This is a genomic window from Arthrobacter sp. Leaf141, assembly GCF_001424565.1.
Lineage (GTDB): Bacteria > Actinomycetota > Actinomycetes > Actinomycetales > Micrococcaceae > Arthrobacter.
Genome location: NZ_LMOL01000019.1, coordinates 773 through 14,903 on the forward strand (window position 1 = coordinate 773; position 14,131 = coordinate 14,903).

Genomic DNA, 14,131 nt, shown 5'->3' on the forward strand with positions numbered 1-14,131 from the left:
GTCCTTGCGTGAGGTGCCCGTCACATCGCCCAAGGGGGTGGCGCCCGGAACGTACTCCGTGGTCGCCCCGAATCCGCCGGTGCCGGCGGTGGGTGCTGCGGGGGCTGGCGTATCAGACCATTGGTTCTCTGTCATCGTTGCTCTCTCTTTCCAACAGGCCGGTTTGGTTGGCCCAAACCGGCGAGAAGTGGCCGTAGATAAGTAACCTGCTGTTCTGGCCGTAAAATAATAAGCACGATTACTACCAATTGGTAAGTACCCTTGCTAACTGGTTCTAAACGGTCTTGGCAAAGTCAGTCGGAACGGCGGAGGGCCTGACCGGTCATATCGAGGTGGAAGTGGTGGAAAGCGTGGAATCAGCCCCGTGGGTTTGGATTGTGGTTGCTGTTGTTGTGGTGGTCCTGGTGGTGTTGCTCCTGTTGTCCGGGAGGCGGCGCAAGGCGGCCCAGGAGAAGCGGGACCAGCATCACCGGCAGGAAGCAGCGGAAATCCGCAAAGAGGCGGAGAACCGGGAGCTTGATGCCCGCGAACGCGAAGCCAAGGCTGCCCGCGCCCGTGCGGACGCCGAGCAGGCCCAGGTGAATGCGGCCAGGCTGCGCCAGGAAGCCGAAAAGCACTCCACGGAGGCGCAGTCGGTGCGCGAGGATATTGGCCAGAAAACGCGCCGGGCCGATGAATTGGACCCCGATACTGATACCCGGGATGGCGGCCAGCGTCCTGATGTGGCGCGGGACGCCGACGCCGGTGCCCGGGATGGCGGCCAGCGTCCTGATGTGGCGCGGGACGCCGACGCCGAAGGGACAGGGCGGCGCCGCGCGGGAAATCCCGAGGAACCGAAGATCTAGCCGGCCCCCCGCTACCGGGGTGTGAGGACGGGCGAGGGCGCAACGCCGTCGCCCGTTCCCATGCCCCGCAGCACTTCCGCGACTGCGTCGGCGGAAGAGACGCGTGGCTCCCAGCCAAGGACCCGCCGGGCTTTCCCGGTGTCCATGATGGGCGCGCCGGCAGCCATCTCCACCCAGCCCGAATCCGTGGGTTGGATCCTGAGCCGCCAGGTCAGTCCGGCGAGGCCGCGCAGAAGTCCCATCGGGATGGGGAGGATGCGCTTTGCCCCCAGGATGCGGGCCAGCACCTGGGGTGTGACCACAGGCTCTGCAGCGATGTTGAACGCACCGCTGGCACGCTGGTCCACTACCCGCCAGTACGCCTCCGCCACGTCATCGGCGTGCACCGCCTGGAAAATCAAGCCTTCCGGAACGGTCAGCAGCGGAATTCGGAGCCGTTTGGGCAGCAGCCGCGGAAAGACCGGGCCCAGGAAATAGCGGCCGATTTCGCTGCCGGCATCACCCTGGAAAATCAGGCCGGGCCGGAGGCGGGCCACGGCAATCCCGGGCTCGGTGGCCGCAAAGCGGTCCAGTGCTTCTTCCTGCTCGGCCTTGTGGCGGCTGTAATGCGAGCCGGCCATTCCGCCTGCCGGCCAGGACTCGTCTGTGCGCTGGTCCTTTGGCGCTTTGCTGTATGCCCCCACCGAGGAGGCGCAGACAATCTGCTTGACCCCGGCCGCCTTGGCGGCGGCCAGGACGTTCCGGGTGCCGGTGACGTTGGTCCGGTAGAGCTGTTCCAGGTCGCGGTTGGGTTGAATCTGCCAGGCCAGGTGCACCACGGCGTCCACGCCGGCCAGTGCCTGCTCCAGTTTGGAACGGTCCGCAGCCAGCCCAACGTCCAGGCAGTGCCAGTCGACCCCGGCGTAGGGCTGCCGGCCGGTGTCCGGCAGCCGCCGGCTGATCGCTGTCAACCGCAGGCTGCCGGGCTTCCTGGCCAGCTGTCCCTGCAGGTTCCGCAGCAATGCCGTGCCGGCGTTTCCGCTGGCTCCGGTGATGGCGATGTGCATGGCGAAGACTCCTTGGCGGTTTGACGGTTCGGGCCCTACCATCCGAGCCTAGCCCCGGAAAGCTTGTTTAATAAGCAGCCTTATGATTTCCTGCTTACAAGTCTTGCCCCAGGCTTTCGGAAACCAGACCGAGGGAATCATCCCAATGCCCGAATCCGTTGCTGCCGCCGCACTGGAGCCCATTACTGACCGCCAGTGCCCCGCAGAATACCCGTCACCATCCCGTCCAAAGCCCGTCGGCCGGCTGCAGGAAACCTTCGACAATGAGCTGGTCCTCAGCTACCTGGACCTCGCCGAGGCCCTGGCCAGACGGTTCGAGGCCAGGGGCCGCGAACGTGCAGACCTCAACCAGGTGGCCTACCTTGGCCTGGTCAAGGCAGCCAGGGGCTTTGACCCGGCCAAAGGCGGGAGCTTCCCCGCCTACGCCGCACCCACTATCACCGGGGAACTGAAAAGGTACCTGCGGGACAGGACCTGGGTGGTGCGGCCACCCCGGAGCATCCAGGATCTACGGACGCGGATGTTCCGGGTCGAACCCGAACTGACCCAAGACCTTGGGCGCACCCCCAGTGTGGCGGAACTGGCTGCTGAACTGCAGGTGGATCCGGCTGAGGTGCGGGAAGCGATCTCGGCGGGCAGCAGCCTGCATCCTGATTCGCTGGACGCGGTCAATCCGGGCACAGACACGCCCTGCATCGCGGACGTGTTGCCGTGCCAGGATTCACCGCTCGAAAGGCTTGAGGAGCTGGCCTGCCTGCGCGGCGCCATCCAGGGCCTGGCGGACGCGGACCGGGACCTCCTGTACCGCCGCTACTTCTGCGAGGAAACGCAGGCGGAACTGGGGAAGAGGCTGGGGATGTCCCAGATGCAGGTGTCGCGGCGGCTGGCACGGGTCCTGGTGGAGCTTCAGGGCCGGCTCGAAGAGGCGGCATCCGGGCGCGGGACCTTGCCGGCAGCGGACCGGGCCGGCCGGGAATGCTTTCCCGGGCCGGGAGATCCCGGCCCGGTGGGGTAACTGCAGCGACGGCAGGAAGCCCGCCGCCGGCGGGGTGCTGCCCCCTGCCTGCCGGCCTTTCCGCAGCACGCGGAGGGCCGGCAGGAAAAGTGACGGAGCCTGTTTAGGCAGGCATCAGGAGGGAACAAGGTGGGTATGGAAAGTTCCGAAAGGCCAAAGCTGCGGGCGGTCCTGTTCGACCGCGATGGCACCTTGGTCCTCGATGTCCCGTACAACGGGGACCCCTGCCTGGTGGAACCGGTGGCCGGCGCCAAACCGGTCCTTGACGCCATCCGCGCTTCGGGACTGGCCACGGGAGTGGTGAGCAACCAGTCCGGGATTGCCCGCGGCCTCATCACCCCGGCCCAGGTGGCGGCGGTAAACCGGCGGGTGGAGGAAATCCTCGGTCCGTTCGATGTCTGGGAAATCTGCCCGCATGGGGATGGGGATGGCTGCAGCTGCCGGAAGCCGGCCCCGGGCATGATCCTGAGCGCCTGCAGGAAGCTGGGCATCGAGCCCTTTGAAGCGGCAGTGATCGGCGACATCGGTGCTGATGTTGGCGCTGCCGAGGCGGCCGGTGCGGCCGGCGTCCTGGTGCCCACCCCGGTAACCCGGGCTGAAGAAGTAGCAACGGCCAGGATGGTGGCACCCAGCCTTGCGTCCGCCGTCGTACTCCTCGATGAAACCGGTTATCTTCCGGCGGCTCCATAGTGGAAAGCGTCCTGGTGGCCCGGCTGGACAGCATGGGCGACGTGCTGCTGGCCGGCCCGGCCGTCCGGGCGGTGGCCAACGGCCGCCTTGCTGACGGCCGGCGGCCGAACAACGTGGTGCTGTTGTGCGGCCGGGACGGCGAGGCTGCCGCCGGAATGCTGCCGGGCGTCACGGAGGTCTGCAGCTGGGACAGTCCCTGGATCATGAACCCGGCGCCTGCCCTGACCGGGCCGCACGCAGACCGGCTGATCGATTATGTGCGCAATTCACGGGTCACCGAGGCTGTCATCCTCACCTCCTTCCACCAGTCACCGCTGCCCTTGGCGCTGCTGCTGCGGCTTGCCGGCGTGGAACGCATCACCGGCGCCTCTACCGACTATGCCGGGTCCCTGCTGGACATCCGGCTCAAGCCCGGCGAGGACTTTCCGGAGGACCAGCCCGAAGCGGAGCGCGCCCTGGGGATCGCAACGTCGGCCGGCTTCCGGCTTCCTGCGGGCGACGACGGCCGGCTGCGCCTTTCGTCCGTTCCCAACACCGGCCCGCTGGTCGGCGGGGAGCCGTACGTGGTGGTCCACCCGGGTGCGGCCGTCCCCGCCCGGGCCTGGCCGCCGCTGCACCACGCCGCCACGGTGGAGCTCCTCCAAGGCGCCGGACGCCGGGTGGTGGTCACCGGCGGGCCCGCCGAAACGTCCTTGACTGCGACGGTGGCGGGACCGTCCGCACTGGACTTGGGCGGCCGCACCGACCTGCGGACCCTGGCTGGCGTGATGGCGGGAGCCGACGCCCTCATCACCGGCAACACCGGCCCCGCCCACCTGGCAGCGGCGGTGGGAACACCCATCGCGTGCCTCTTTTCGCCCGTGGTGCCGGCCATCCGCTGGGCACCCTACGGCGTGCCGCTGGAGTTGATGGGGGACCAGGACGCCGAGTGCCGGCTGACCCGCGCCCGGGTATGCCCGGTGCCCGGCCACCCCTGTTTGGATTCCGTGTCACCGGAGGACGTGGTGGCCGCCGTAGAGCGCCTGATCGGTGGCGTCCGCTCCTTCAGCACCCACGCCAGCACGCGTCGAAAGGCGTGGAACCGATGAGGATTCTGCTTTGGCATGTCCACGGTTCGTGGACCGACGCCTTTGTCCGCGGCAGGCACGAGTACCTCCTCCCCGTGCTCCCCGGCGGCGGCCCCTGGGGGCTGGGCCGCGCCGGCCGGGACTGGCCCGCCTCCGTCCACGAGGTGGACCTGGCCACGCTGCCGGCCGAGGCCGTGGACGCAGTGGTCCTGCAACGGCCGGACGAGGCATCGGCAGTAGCCCTGCTCCTGGGCAGGGTTCCGGGCGTGGACGTCCCCGCCGTGTACCTGGAACACAACACGCCCAAAACCGGGTTCCCCTTCGCTGCCCATCCGCTCGCCGACCAGGACCGCATCCCGCTGGTGCACGTCACCCATTTCAACAAGCTGGCCTGGGACAACGGCCGGGCCCGGGCAACCGTGATCGAACACGGCATTCCGGACCCCGGGCTGCTGTACACGGGCGAGCTGCCCGAACTGGCGGTGGTGGTCAATGAACCCGTCCGCCGCGGTCGGGTTACGGGAACGGACCTGCTCCCCGCGTTTGCTGCGGTGGCCCCGCTCCAGGTGTTCGGGATGGAAACGCACGGCCTGGCCGCGGCCATTGGTGTTGACGGATCCCGGTTGCGGGCCCGGGGAGACCTGAAAACCGCCCAGCTGCACCGCGAACTTGCCCGTTGCCGCGTCTACATCCACCCCATGCGCTGGACGTCGCTGGGGCTCTCGCTCCTGGAAGCCATGCACCTTGGCATGCCCGTGGTGGCGCTGGCCAGCACCGAGGCTCCCCGGGCCGTCCCGCCCGAAGCCGGCGCCGTGTCCGCAGACCTTGACGAGCTGGTCCGTTGCGCCCGCACCCTGCTGGCGGACCCGGAGGAAGCACGACGGCGGGGGGCCGCCGGGCGTGCAGCGGCCTTGGAACGCTACGGGCTGGGCCGGTTCCTGGGCCGCTGGGACGGACTCCTGGCCGAGCTCACCGGCAGCAGCGCAGACAGTACCCCTGGCCCCGGCGAGCAGATCCTCGTCCCGGCACAAGAGAGGAAGGCACCATGAGAATTGCCATGATCTCCGAGCATGCCAGCCCGCTGGCGGCCTTGGGCGGAGTTGACGCTGGCGGCCAGAACGTCCACGTCGCAGCCCTTTCCGAGGCCCTGGCCCGCCGCGGCCACCATGTCACCGTCTACACCCGCAGGGACGCAACGGAGCTTCCCGCCCGGGTCAGGGTGGGGCAGCGCCTTGAGGTGGTCCACGTGGATGCGGGCCCTGCCCGGCACGTTCCAAAGGACCAGCTGCTGCCCTACATGGGCCAGTTGGCCGCCGGGGTGGCTGCGGATTGGGCCAGGCGGCCGCCGGACGTGGTCCACGGACATTTCTGGATGTCCGGCCTTGCCGCCCTGGACGCTGCCCGACGGGCCGACGCCGGTCACCGCGTCCCGGTGCTCCAGACCTTCCACGCGCTGGGCACGGTCAAGCGCCGGCACCAGGGTGCGGAGGACACCAGCCCGCCCGAGCGCACCTGGCTGGAACCGGGGGTGGGCCGCTCCGCTGACGGCATCATCGCCACCTGCCCGGATGAAGTCCTGGAACTCACCGCCATGGGCATCGACGCGGCGAAGATCTCCACCGCACCCTGCGGGGTGGACCTGGACTTCTTCGCTCCGGACGGGCCGGCAGACGCCCGACGGCGGCGGCACCGGGTCCTCTCAGTGGGCCGGCTGGTGCCGCGCAAGGGCGTGGACCTGGTGATCCGCGCCCTGCCCCACCTGCAGGCAGCAGGCTTCGACGACGTCGAACTGCTCATTGTGGGCGGTGGCGGGAACGCACTTGCGCTTGACCCGGACCCTGAGGTCCGGCGCCTCCTGGACCTTGCCACGCGCCTCGGCGTCGCCAACCACGTAAGCCTGCACGGGCAGGTGCCGCGTGATGCAATGCCCGGCATCTTCCGCAGCGCCGACGCCGTGGTGTGTGCTCCCTGGTACGAACCCTTCGGCATTGTGCCGCTCGAAGCGATGGCCTGCGGAGTCCCTGTGGTGGCCGCCGCCGTGGGCGGACTGCAGGACACGGTGGTGGATCACGGCACCGGCCTGCACGTTCCGCCGCGCGATCCTGCCGCCATCGCCGCTGCGCTCGCCATGCTGCTGGCGGACAAGGCCCTGCGGACCCGGCTGGGCAGCGCGGGTGAGCAGCGCGCACGCACCTTCTACTCCTGGGACCGGGTGGCCGCCCAAACCGAAAAGGCGTACCTGGCTGCCATCGCCGGCACAACGGCCGGCGCCGTTTCCATGGAAGGAGCCGCGCTGTGACGGCAGAATTTTCGGTCCGCGATGTGGCCTTTGATGCCCTCGCCCGCACCGCTGCCCGGCAGGGGCCGCGTCCGGGCGGACCGTATGTGGACCAGGCCAGCGCGGACGCCGTCCGCGTCCATCTTGGCAATGTTTTACCGGCGCTGGAATCGCTGCGGAGCCAGTCGGACCGGCTGGCGGCATGGGGGGTGGAGCTGGCCCAGCGCCTGCTGCGCGGCCACCGCCTGCTGGCAGCCGGGAACGGCGGCTCAGCGGCGGAAGCCCAGCACCTCACCGCCGAACTGGTGGGCAGGTTCGACGGCGAGCGCGTCCCGTTTTCGGCCATCTCCCTGCACGCGGAGACCTCGGCCGTGACCGCAATCGCCAACGACTACGGCTACGACGAGGTGTTTGCCCGGCAGGTCCGGGCGCACGGCCGCTCCGGTGACGTCTTGATGTTGCTGTCCACCAGTGGCCAAAGCCCGAACCTGCTCCGGGCGGCGGAGGTGGCAGCCCGGCTGAACGTCCGGACCTGGGCGCTGACCGGCGTCGGCCCCAATCCACTGGCCTCTGCGTGCGATCAGGCCGTCACCGTGAATGCCCTTAACGCCAACGCCCAGGAGGCACACCTGATCGCGCTGCACGCGGTGTGCCGGGCTTTTGACCTCGAGGTGGCACGGCGCGCCGCGGCAGGCAACGCCGGCCGCATGCCGGAAGGACTGCGGCCATGACCATTGTGGTGGTGGGCGATGTGATGCTGGATGTGGACCTTGCCGGGGAGGCCACGCGGCTCAGCCCGGACGCGCCTGTCCCGGTGGTCGATGTCACCAGCGTCCGGCGCAGGGCAGGCGGCGCCGGCCTCGTCGCCCGGATGCTGGCGGCGGACGGCCGGCCGGTGACCCTGGTGACGGTGCTGTCAGCTGACGACGCCGGCCGCCAGCTGGCAGCTGAACTCGCCGGTGTGCAGCTGGTGGCAGGCGCCACGAGCCACCCGTCGCCGGTGAAAACAAGGGTCCGGGCCGGCTCTCACCCGGTGGTCCGGTTCGACCAGGGCTGCGCCGCCACGCCGGTTCCGCACACCACGCCGGACATGCTCAGGGCCGTGGAAGCCGCGGAGGTGGTGATTGTCGCCGATTACGGCAGGGGCCTGGCCGCCAATCCGCAGCTGCGCATCGTCCTGGAGCAGGTGGCAAGGAAGGTGCCCGTCATCTGGGACCCGCACCCCGCCGGGGCGGATCCGGTGCCCGGCGTTGCAGTGGTAACGCCCAACCTCGCGGAAGCCAGAAAAGCCGCCGCCGCAGCGCCGGCAGGCCAGCCGGCGGGGACTGGCCACGGAGACAATCCAGGCGGAACCCATGCCCGGGCTTCAGCCGAAACTGCTTCCGTCGAGGTTGCCGGAGAATCAGCAATTGCGGGGGAAGCCGCCCGCCTGGCCCATGTCCTGCTGGCCCGGTGGCGCAGCGGCGCCGTGCTGGTGACCACCGGGGCCGATGGTGCCGTCCTGCTGCAGGAAGGCAACGCCGCTTCCCGCTGCGTTCCGGCGCCACGGGTGGAAACCGGGGACCCCTGCGGTGCGGGGGACCGGCTGGCAGCCGGGCTGGCGGTGCATCTGCTGTCCGGCCTCGGCCTGGAGGAGGCCGCCACGCTGGCGGTCCGGGACGCCGCTGACTTCCTCGCAGCCGGCGGTGTTTCGGCCCTCGCCGGAGCCGGTGAGGGCATCGCGACTCCTGCGTTGCCCGCTGGTCCCGCACCGGCCGCCGCCGCAGTGTCCGCAGCCGTATCCCAACAGGCGGGCTTCCCGGCGGGACCCGCCCTGGCGCCGCCGTCCCGGACCCCGGCGCGAAGGCGCAGCACCGAACCCCTGCTTCTGGCCCGCACCGTCCGCGGCGGCGGCGGCACGGTGGTGGCCACCGGCGGGTGCTTCGACCTCCTGCACGCCGGACATGTCCGCTCCCTTGCCGCCGCCCGCGAATTGGGGGACTGCCTGGTGGTCTGCCTGAATTCCGATGCCTCAACACAACGGCTCAAAGGTCCCGGCCGGCCCATCATCAGCCAACAGGACCGGGCCGAACTGCTGCTCGCCATGGAATGCGTGGATGCGGTGCTGGTGTTCGATGAGGACAACCCTGAAGCCGCCCTGCAACGCCTCCGTCCGGACATCTGGGTCAAGGGCGGCGACTACCGGGGCGCGCGCCTGCCGGAAGCGGACCTGGTCGAAAGCTGGGGCGGCCGTTGCCTCACCGTCCCGTTCCACCCTGCCCGTTCCACCACCGGCCTTGCCGACGCGCTGGCCAAAGTCGGCTGACCTGTTTCGCCTACCGAAGGGAACATCATGACCGCAGAAAACCTGACTGCACGCCGCTCACCAGGCCGGGTGCTCGTCACCGGCGGTGCCTCGGGACTGGGGGCCGCCGTCGTCAGTGCCGTGCTTCAGGCCGGCGGCACCCCGGTGGTACTGGACCGCGACATCAGCAAGGTGGCGGGGGTCAAAGCCGTGGAAGTGGATGTTGCCGACCGGCCGGCCGTGGAAGCCGCCGTGCGCGAGGCTGCCGGAATGCTCGGCGGACTCGACGCCGTGGTGACGGCCGCAGGCATCGACCGGTGCGGTGCGCTGGCGGACGTGGACGCCCTTGAATGGGAGAAGGTGATCGGGGTGAACCTGATGGGCACCGTCTCCGTGGTGCGGGCCGCACTGCCGCACCTGGCCGCAACGCACGGCCGGGTGGTGACCGTGGCCTCCACCCTGGGCAAGCGGGCCGTGGCCGACGCCACAGCCTACTGCGCCTCGAAATTCGGGGTGGTGGGTTTCAGCCACGCCCTGGCAGCGGAAACCGGCGGGAAAATTGGGGTCACCACCATGATTCCCGGCGGGATGAAAACACATTTTTTTGATGACCGCACCGAACAGTACAAGCCCCAGGACGATTCGCGCCTCAACGATCCCGGCAACGTGGCCCAGGCAATCCTGTTCGCACTGACCCAGCCGCCGGGATGCGAAATCCGCGAAATGCTGGTCTGCCACGAAGAAGAGGGCTCCTGGCCCTGACCCTTCAAGGGATCAGCCGGGACCGAACCCACAGGAGCCAAACATGCCTACCGCTGCCACCGAAACCCTTGACCATCACGAACCGGCCGTCAGCGCCGGGATCACCATCATCAACCCGCGCACCGGGGAAACCCTGTGGACGGTACCGGAAACGCCCCCGGAGGCGGTGCACCACGCCGTCCACGTGGCCCGGGGTGCTGCCGCGGGCTGGGCAGCAACAGCCCCGGCAGCACGCGGGGCAGCCGTCCGCGCCGCGGCAGCAGCCCTGGCTGAGGCCGCCGCCGAATTGGCAGGGCTCAATGCCAGTGAAACCGGCAGGCCCATTGACGAGGCCCTCGCCGGGATCGCCGCCGGGGTGTCCACGCTGGAGCAGTACGCCGAGCTGGGTCCCGTGCACCGCGGCCACAGCCTCCGCGGTGACAGGCTCGCCAGCGACTACACAGTGGCGGAACCGCGCGGCGTGGCCGTCCTGCTCACGCCGTGGAATGATCCGGTGGCTGTGTCCTGTGGGCTGATCGGGGCCGCACTGATGTCCGGCAACACCGTCATCCACAAGCCCAGCGAACGCTGCCCCCGGCTGGGGGAGGCCCTCGGTGAAGTGCTGGCACCGACCTTCCCGGCCGGAGTGCTCGCCACCGTTTCCGGTGGCGCCGGGGTGGGGCGGCTCCTCACAGGGTCCGGGGTGGATGTGCTGGCCCACGTCGGTTCCAGCGCGGCGGGCGCCGGCATCGCCGTGGCCGGGGCCCGCGCCGGCGCCCACGTGATCCGGGAGAACGGCGGCAACGATCCGCTGCTGGTGGATCGCGACGTGGACCCGGCCTGGGCCGCCGGGCAGGCCGCCGTCGGCGCTTTCAGCAACAGCGGCCAGATCTGCACGGCCGTGGAACGGATCTACGTCCACGCTGACATTGCTGAAAGGTTCTGCGCCGCGCTCGAAGCGGAGGCTGCCCTGCGGAACGCCAACGGTTCGGTGGCGCCCCTGGTGGACCGACGGTTGCGGGAGGCTGTCCATGCCCAGGTCGCCGACGCCCTGGACCACGGTGCCCGGGCGGCGGAAGGCGGCGCCGTGCCCGCCGGTCCCGGGTCGTTTTACCCGGCCACGGTGCTGCTCGGCTGCACGGAGGCCATGGCCGTGATGGCGGAGGAGACGTTTGGCCCCGTAGCGCCGGTGCAGGTGGTGGACACGTTCGACGACGGCCTCCGCCTCGCGTGCAGCGGCCGGTTTGGCCTCGCAGCCACAGTCCTGACCAACTCGGTGGCGCACATCCAGCAGGCCGTGGCGGACCTGCCGGTGGGAACGGTGAAGATCAACGCGGTGTTTGGCGGGGCACCCGGTGGCGCGGCGCAGCCCCGGGGCGGGAGCGGGCACGGGTTTGGCTACGGGCCGGAGCTGCTGGACGAGTTCAGCCAGGTCAAAGTGGTCCACATCGCTGCGCCGCCGGCACCCAGCGGAAACGCTGAGGAAAAGGTATGAATCCCGCGGCGGAGGATGCGGAGCCGGGGCAGGTGGACCTCGCCAACCAGCAGGCCCTTGCCGACTGGCTGCCTGGCCGGCTGGCCGCGGAACAGCCGGCCGTGCTGGTGATTGGCGACGTGATGCTGGACGGCTGGTGGACCGGCAGCATCGAGCGGATGTGCCGCGAGGCTCCTGCGCCCGTGGTGGACATCAACTCCCGCGGGGCTGCCCCGGGCGGCGCGGCCAACACCGCCATGAACCTGGCGGCGCTCGGCGCCAGGGTGGCCGTTGCCGGCATCATCGGCACGGACGCCGCGGGGGTGGAGCTACGGGACAAACTGGTGGCCGCAGGAATCGACGTCCGGTACCTGCAGTCGCACCCGGACATGGTCACCACCACCAAAATCCGGATCAGCAGCGGCGGCCAGGTGCTGTTGCGGATGGATGACTCAGCCACGGCCGTGCCGCCCGATGCACTGGCCGCGCTGGCCGCTTCGGTGCAGGACGCCGTCGGCCGCCGCAGCGCCGTGCTGGTCTGTGATTACGGGACCGGAGTGCTTGCGGAACCCGTGCGGGCTGCGCTGCTGGCTGTCCTGGGCGGAACCGGCCCGGGGCCAGCCGCTGGCGGCCCGGGGCGCCCGCTGGTGGTGGTGGATTCCCACGATCCCCGGCCCTGGGCGCAGCTTGGGCCGGACCTGGTGACGCCCAACGCCCAGGAAGCGGCCCGGCTGCTGGGCTGCCGGCTGCCCGAAGGGCCGGAGCGGGTGGACGCGGTGGCGGCGGCGGCGTCGGCGCTGCTGGCTGCCACCGGATCCCGGGCCGTGGTGGTCACGCTGGACCGCGACGGGACTGTCCTGCTGGGTCCGGGCGGCATGGCCCACCGGACCTGGGCACGGCCCGCCGCCGAAAAGCAGGCTTCAGGGGCGGGGGATACGTTTGTGGCGGCGCTGACGCTGGCGATCGCCGGTGGCCTGCCGCTGGCAGCCGGACTGGACCTTGCCCAGGCGGCGGCGGACGTGGTGGTCCATCAGCCTGGCACCTCCGTCTGCAGTACGGGGCAGCTCAGCCGGTACCTGCGGGCGTTTGCCGACACGGCGCTGGGCGCTGACGAACTGCTCCGCCAGATGGAGCTGCACCGGGCTGAGGGGCAGCGGATTGTGCTGACCAACGGCTGCTTCGACGTCCTGCACAGCGGCCACACCCGCTACCTGTCCCAGGCCAGGCAGCTCGGTGACGTGCTGGTGGTGGCGCTCAACAGCGACGACTCAGTGCGCCGGCTCAAAGGCCCCGGCCGGCCCATCAACAACGTTGCGGACAGGGCCGCGGTGGTGGCCGCCCTGAGCTGCGTGGATTACGTGACGGTCTTCGACACCCCCACGGCGGTGCCGCTGATCCGGCACCTGCGGCCTGAGGTGTACGCCAAGGGCGGCGACTACACCCCTGAGATGCTGGCGGAAACACCCGCCGTGGAGGAGTACGGCGGCCGGGTGGCCATCCTGGACTACGTCGCGGAGCGGTCCACCACTGCCGTTGTCAACCGGATCCGGGATGGGGAGGGCGCGGCAACCAACCGGTGACGGCGGGCCGGACAACAGATGCAGCCGAATGCGGTCCCGGGCACGTCGCGTTTGCCGTACCTGCCGGCGGCCCGCAGGCCGCCAACTTTCCGGCCGTGAACTGCACACTAGGGTTGAAGCATGAATGAAGTGCGGCGCGGGTAATGGCGAAACGCGGACGGGCGGCCGGCCGGGGCAGCAGGCCGGCAGCAGGCGTGGTGGAGATCCCCAAGGGCACGCGGCCCGATGGTCCGGTGGAAGGCGTGTACTACGTCGACACCGGGGACTGCGAACTCATCGCCGACCAGGACAACTCCACCGGCTGGCTCCTGAAGATCAACGGGGTCATGAGCTCGCACATCGACCTGGCCGACCCGCTGTTCCTGGACTTCGAATACATGCGCTGGATGGCCGCGCTCATCGAGTCCCGCTGGCCGCCGTCGGACGCTTCTTCCGGCGCAGGCCAGCCGGGCCGGATCCGGGGCCTGCACCTGGGCGGCGGCGCCTGCTCCATGGCGCGGTACTTCGCCGCGGCCTACCCGGATGCCCGCCAGGTGGTGGTGGAGCTGGACGGGAAACTGGCCGAATACGTGCGCGGCTGGTTCGACCTGCCCAAGGCGCCCCTGCTGCGGCTGCGGGTTGGGGAGGCCCGCGAGGTCACCGAAACGCTCACCGCCGACACCCGTGACTTCATCATCAGGGACGTCTTCGCCGGGGCCCTGACCCCGAGGCCGCTGACCACCGCCGAATTCAACCGGCATGCTGCCCGCGTGCTGGCGCCCGGCGGTATGTACGTAGTGAATTCAGGCGACGCCCCGGATCTGAAGAACGCCCGGGAGGACGCGGCCACCATCGCGGCCACCTTTGCCTATACCGCGATCATCGCCGATCCCGCCATGCTCAAGGGCCGCCGCTACGGCAACATGGTGATGGCCGGCAGCGATATCCCTTTCGCCGACGATCCGCGGCTGGTCCGCCGGCTGCTCGGCGGTGCCGTGCCGGCACACCTGTGGGACGACGCGCAGGTGCGGGCCTTTGCCGCCGGCGCCCCCGTCCGCTCCGATCCTCCCCACCCGCACCCTGACCTCGCAAGCTCGGCCAGGGAACCCGGCGGGCGTGGGCCCACACCACC

At 70.1% G+C, this 14,131-nt stretch carries 13 protein-coding genes; 12 read left to right on the forward strand and 1 reads right to left on the reverse strand.

Annotation, left to right across the window (positions count from 1 at the left end):
* Nucleotides 1-284: 284 nt before the first annotated feature.
* Entirely contained in the window at nt 285-845 is a 561-nt protein-coding gene (locus ASF72_RS14090; protein ID WP_157370992.1) for a hypothetical protein, read from the forward strand.
* A gap of 11 nt (nt 846-856) precedes the next feature.
* Here the strand turns inward: ASF72_RS14090 and ASF72_RS14095 are convergent, their stop codons facing one another.
* Entirely contained in the window at nt 857-1,891 is a 1,035-nt protein-coding gene (locus ASF72_RS14095; protein ID WP_056599912.1) for an NAD-dependent epimerase/dehydratase family protein, read from the reverse strand.
* Between the two features lie 145 nt (nt 1,892-2,036).
* On the opposite strand from ASF72_RS14095, the gene ASF72_RS14100 reads away from it, so the two are divergent.
* From ASF72_RS14100 to ASF72_RS14150, 11 genes are all read left to right on the forward strand, one after another.
* Nucleotides 2,037-2,906, forward strand: coding sequence for a sigma-70 family RNA polymerase sigma factor (locus ASF72_RS14100; RefSeq protein WP_082484285.1), 870 nt, complete (start codon nt 2,037-2,039; stop codon nt 2,904-2,906).
* A gap of 135 nt (nt 2,907-3,041) precedes the next feature.
* Entirely contained in the window at nt 3,042-3,596 is a 555-nt protein-coding gene (locus ASF72_RS14105; RefSeq protein ID WP_056599914.1) for a D-glycero-alpha-D-manno-heptose-1,7-bisphosphate 7-phosphatase, read from the forward strand.
* On the forward strand, nt 3,596-4,684 hold the full coding sequence (locus tag ASF72_RS14110) for a glycosyltransferase family 9 protein (RefSeq protein WP_157370993.1): 1,089 nt from the start codon (nt 3,596-3,598) through the stop codon (nt 4,682-4,684). Before ASF72_RS14105 ends, ASF72_RS14110 begins: the two co-directional genes overlap by 1 nt.
* Complete coding sequence (locus ASF72_RS14115; protein WP_056599918.1) at nt 4,681-5,712, forward strand: glycosyltransferase; 1,032 nt, start codon at nt 4,681-4,683, stop codon at nt 5,710-5,712. The genes ASF72_RS14110 and ASF72_RS14115 overlap by 4 nt, the downstream gene beginning before the upstream one ends.
* The gene (locus tag ASF72_RS14120) at nt 5,709-6,962 is read left to right on the forward strand and encodes a glycosyltransferase (RefSeq protein ID WP_056599920.1); all 1,254 of its coding nucleotides are present in this window, start codon (nt 5,709-5,711) and stop codon (nt 6,960-6,962) included. The genes ASF72_RS14115 and ASF72_RS14120 overlap by 4 nt, the downstream gene beginning before the upstream one ends.
* Nucleotides 6,959-7,672: a D-sedoheptulose-7-phosphate isomerase gene (locus ASF72_RS14125; RefSeq protein ID WP_056599923.1), complete on the forward strand. Its 714-nt coding sequence runs from the start codon at nt 6,959-6,961 to the stop codon at nt 7,670-7,672. Before ASF72_RS14120 ends, ASF72_RS14125 begins: the two co-directional genes overlap by 4 nt.
* Nucleotides 7,669-9,246, forward strand: a complete 1,578-nt coding sequence (locus tag ASF72_RS14130; protein WP_056599926.1) for a PfkB family carbohydrate kinase — start codon at nt 7,669-7,671, stop codon at nt 9,244-9,246. The genes ASF72_RS14125 and ASF72_RS14130 overlap by 4 nt, the downstream gene beginning before the upstream one ends.
* A gap of 27 nt (nt 9,247-9,273) precedes the next feature.
* Nucleotides 9,274-9,987, forward strand: a complete 714-nt coding sequence (locus tag ASF72_RS14135; RefSeq protein WP_056599929.1) for an SDR family oxidoreductase — start codon at nt 9,274-9,276, stop codon at nt 9,985-9,987.
* A 43-nt stretch (nt 9,988-10,030) separates the two neighbouring features.
* Entirely contained in the window at nt 10,031-11,461 is a 1,431-nt protein-coding gene (locus ASF72_RS14140; protein WP_056599932.1) for an aldehyde dehydrogenase family protein, read from the forward strand.
* Nucleotides 11,458-13,020 (forward strand): D-glycero-beta-D-manno-heptose 1-phosphate adenylyltransferase, encoded by a 1,563-nt coding sequence (gene rfaE2, locus ASF72_RS14145; RefSeq protein ID WP_056599935.1) that lies wholly within the window; start codon nt 11,458-11,460, stop codon nt 13,018-13,020. Before ASF72_RS14140 ends, rfaE2 begins: the two co-directional genes overlap by 4 nt.
* Before the next feature lie 143 nt (nt 13,021-13,163).
* On the forward strand, nt 13,164-14,131 hold a 968-nt coding region (locus ASF72_RS14150), incomplete at its 3' end, for a spermidine synthase (RefSeq protein ID WP_200933660.1).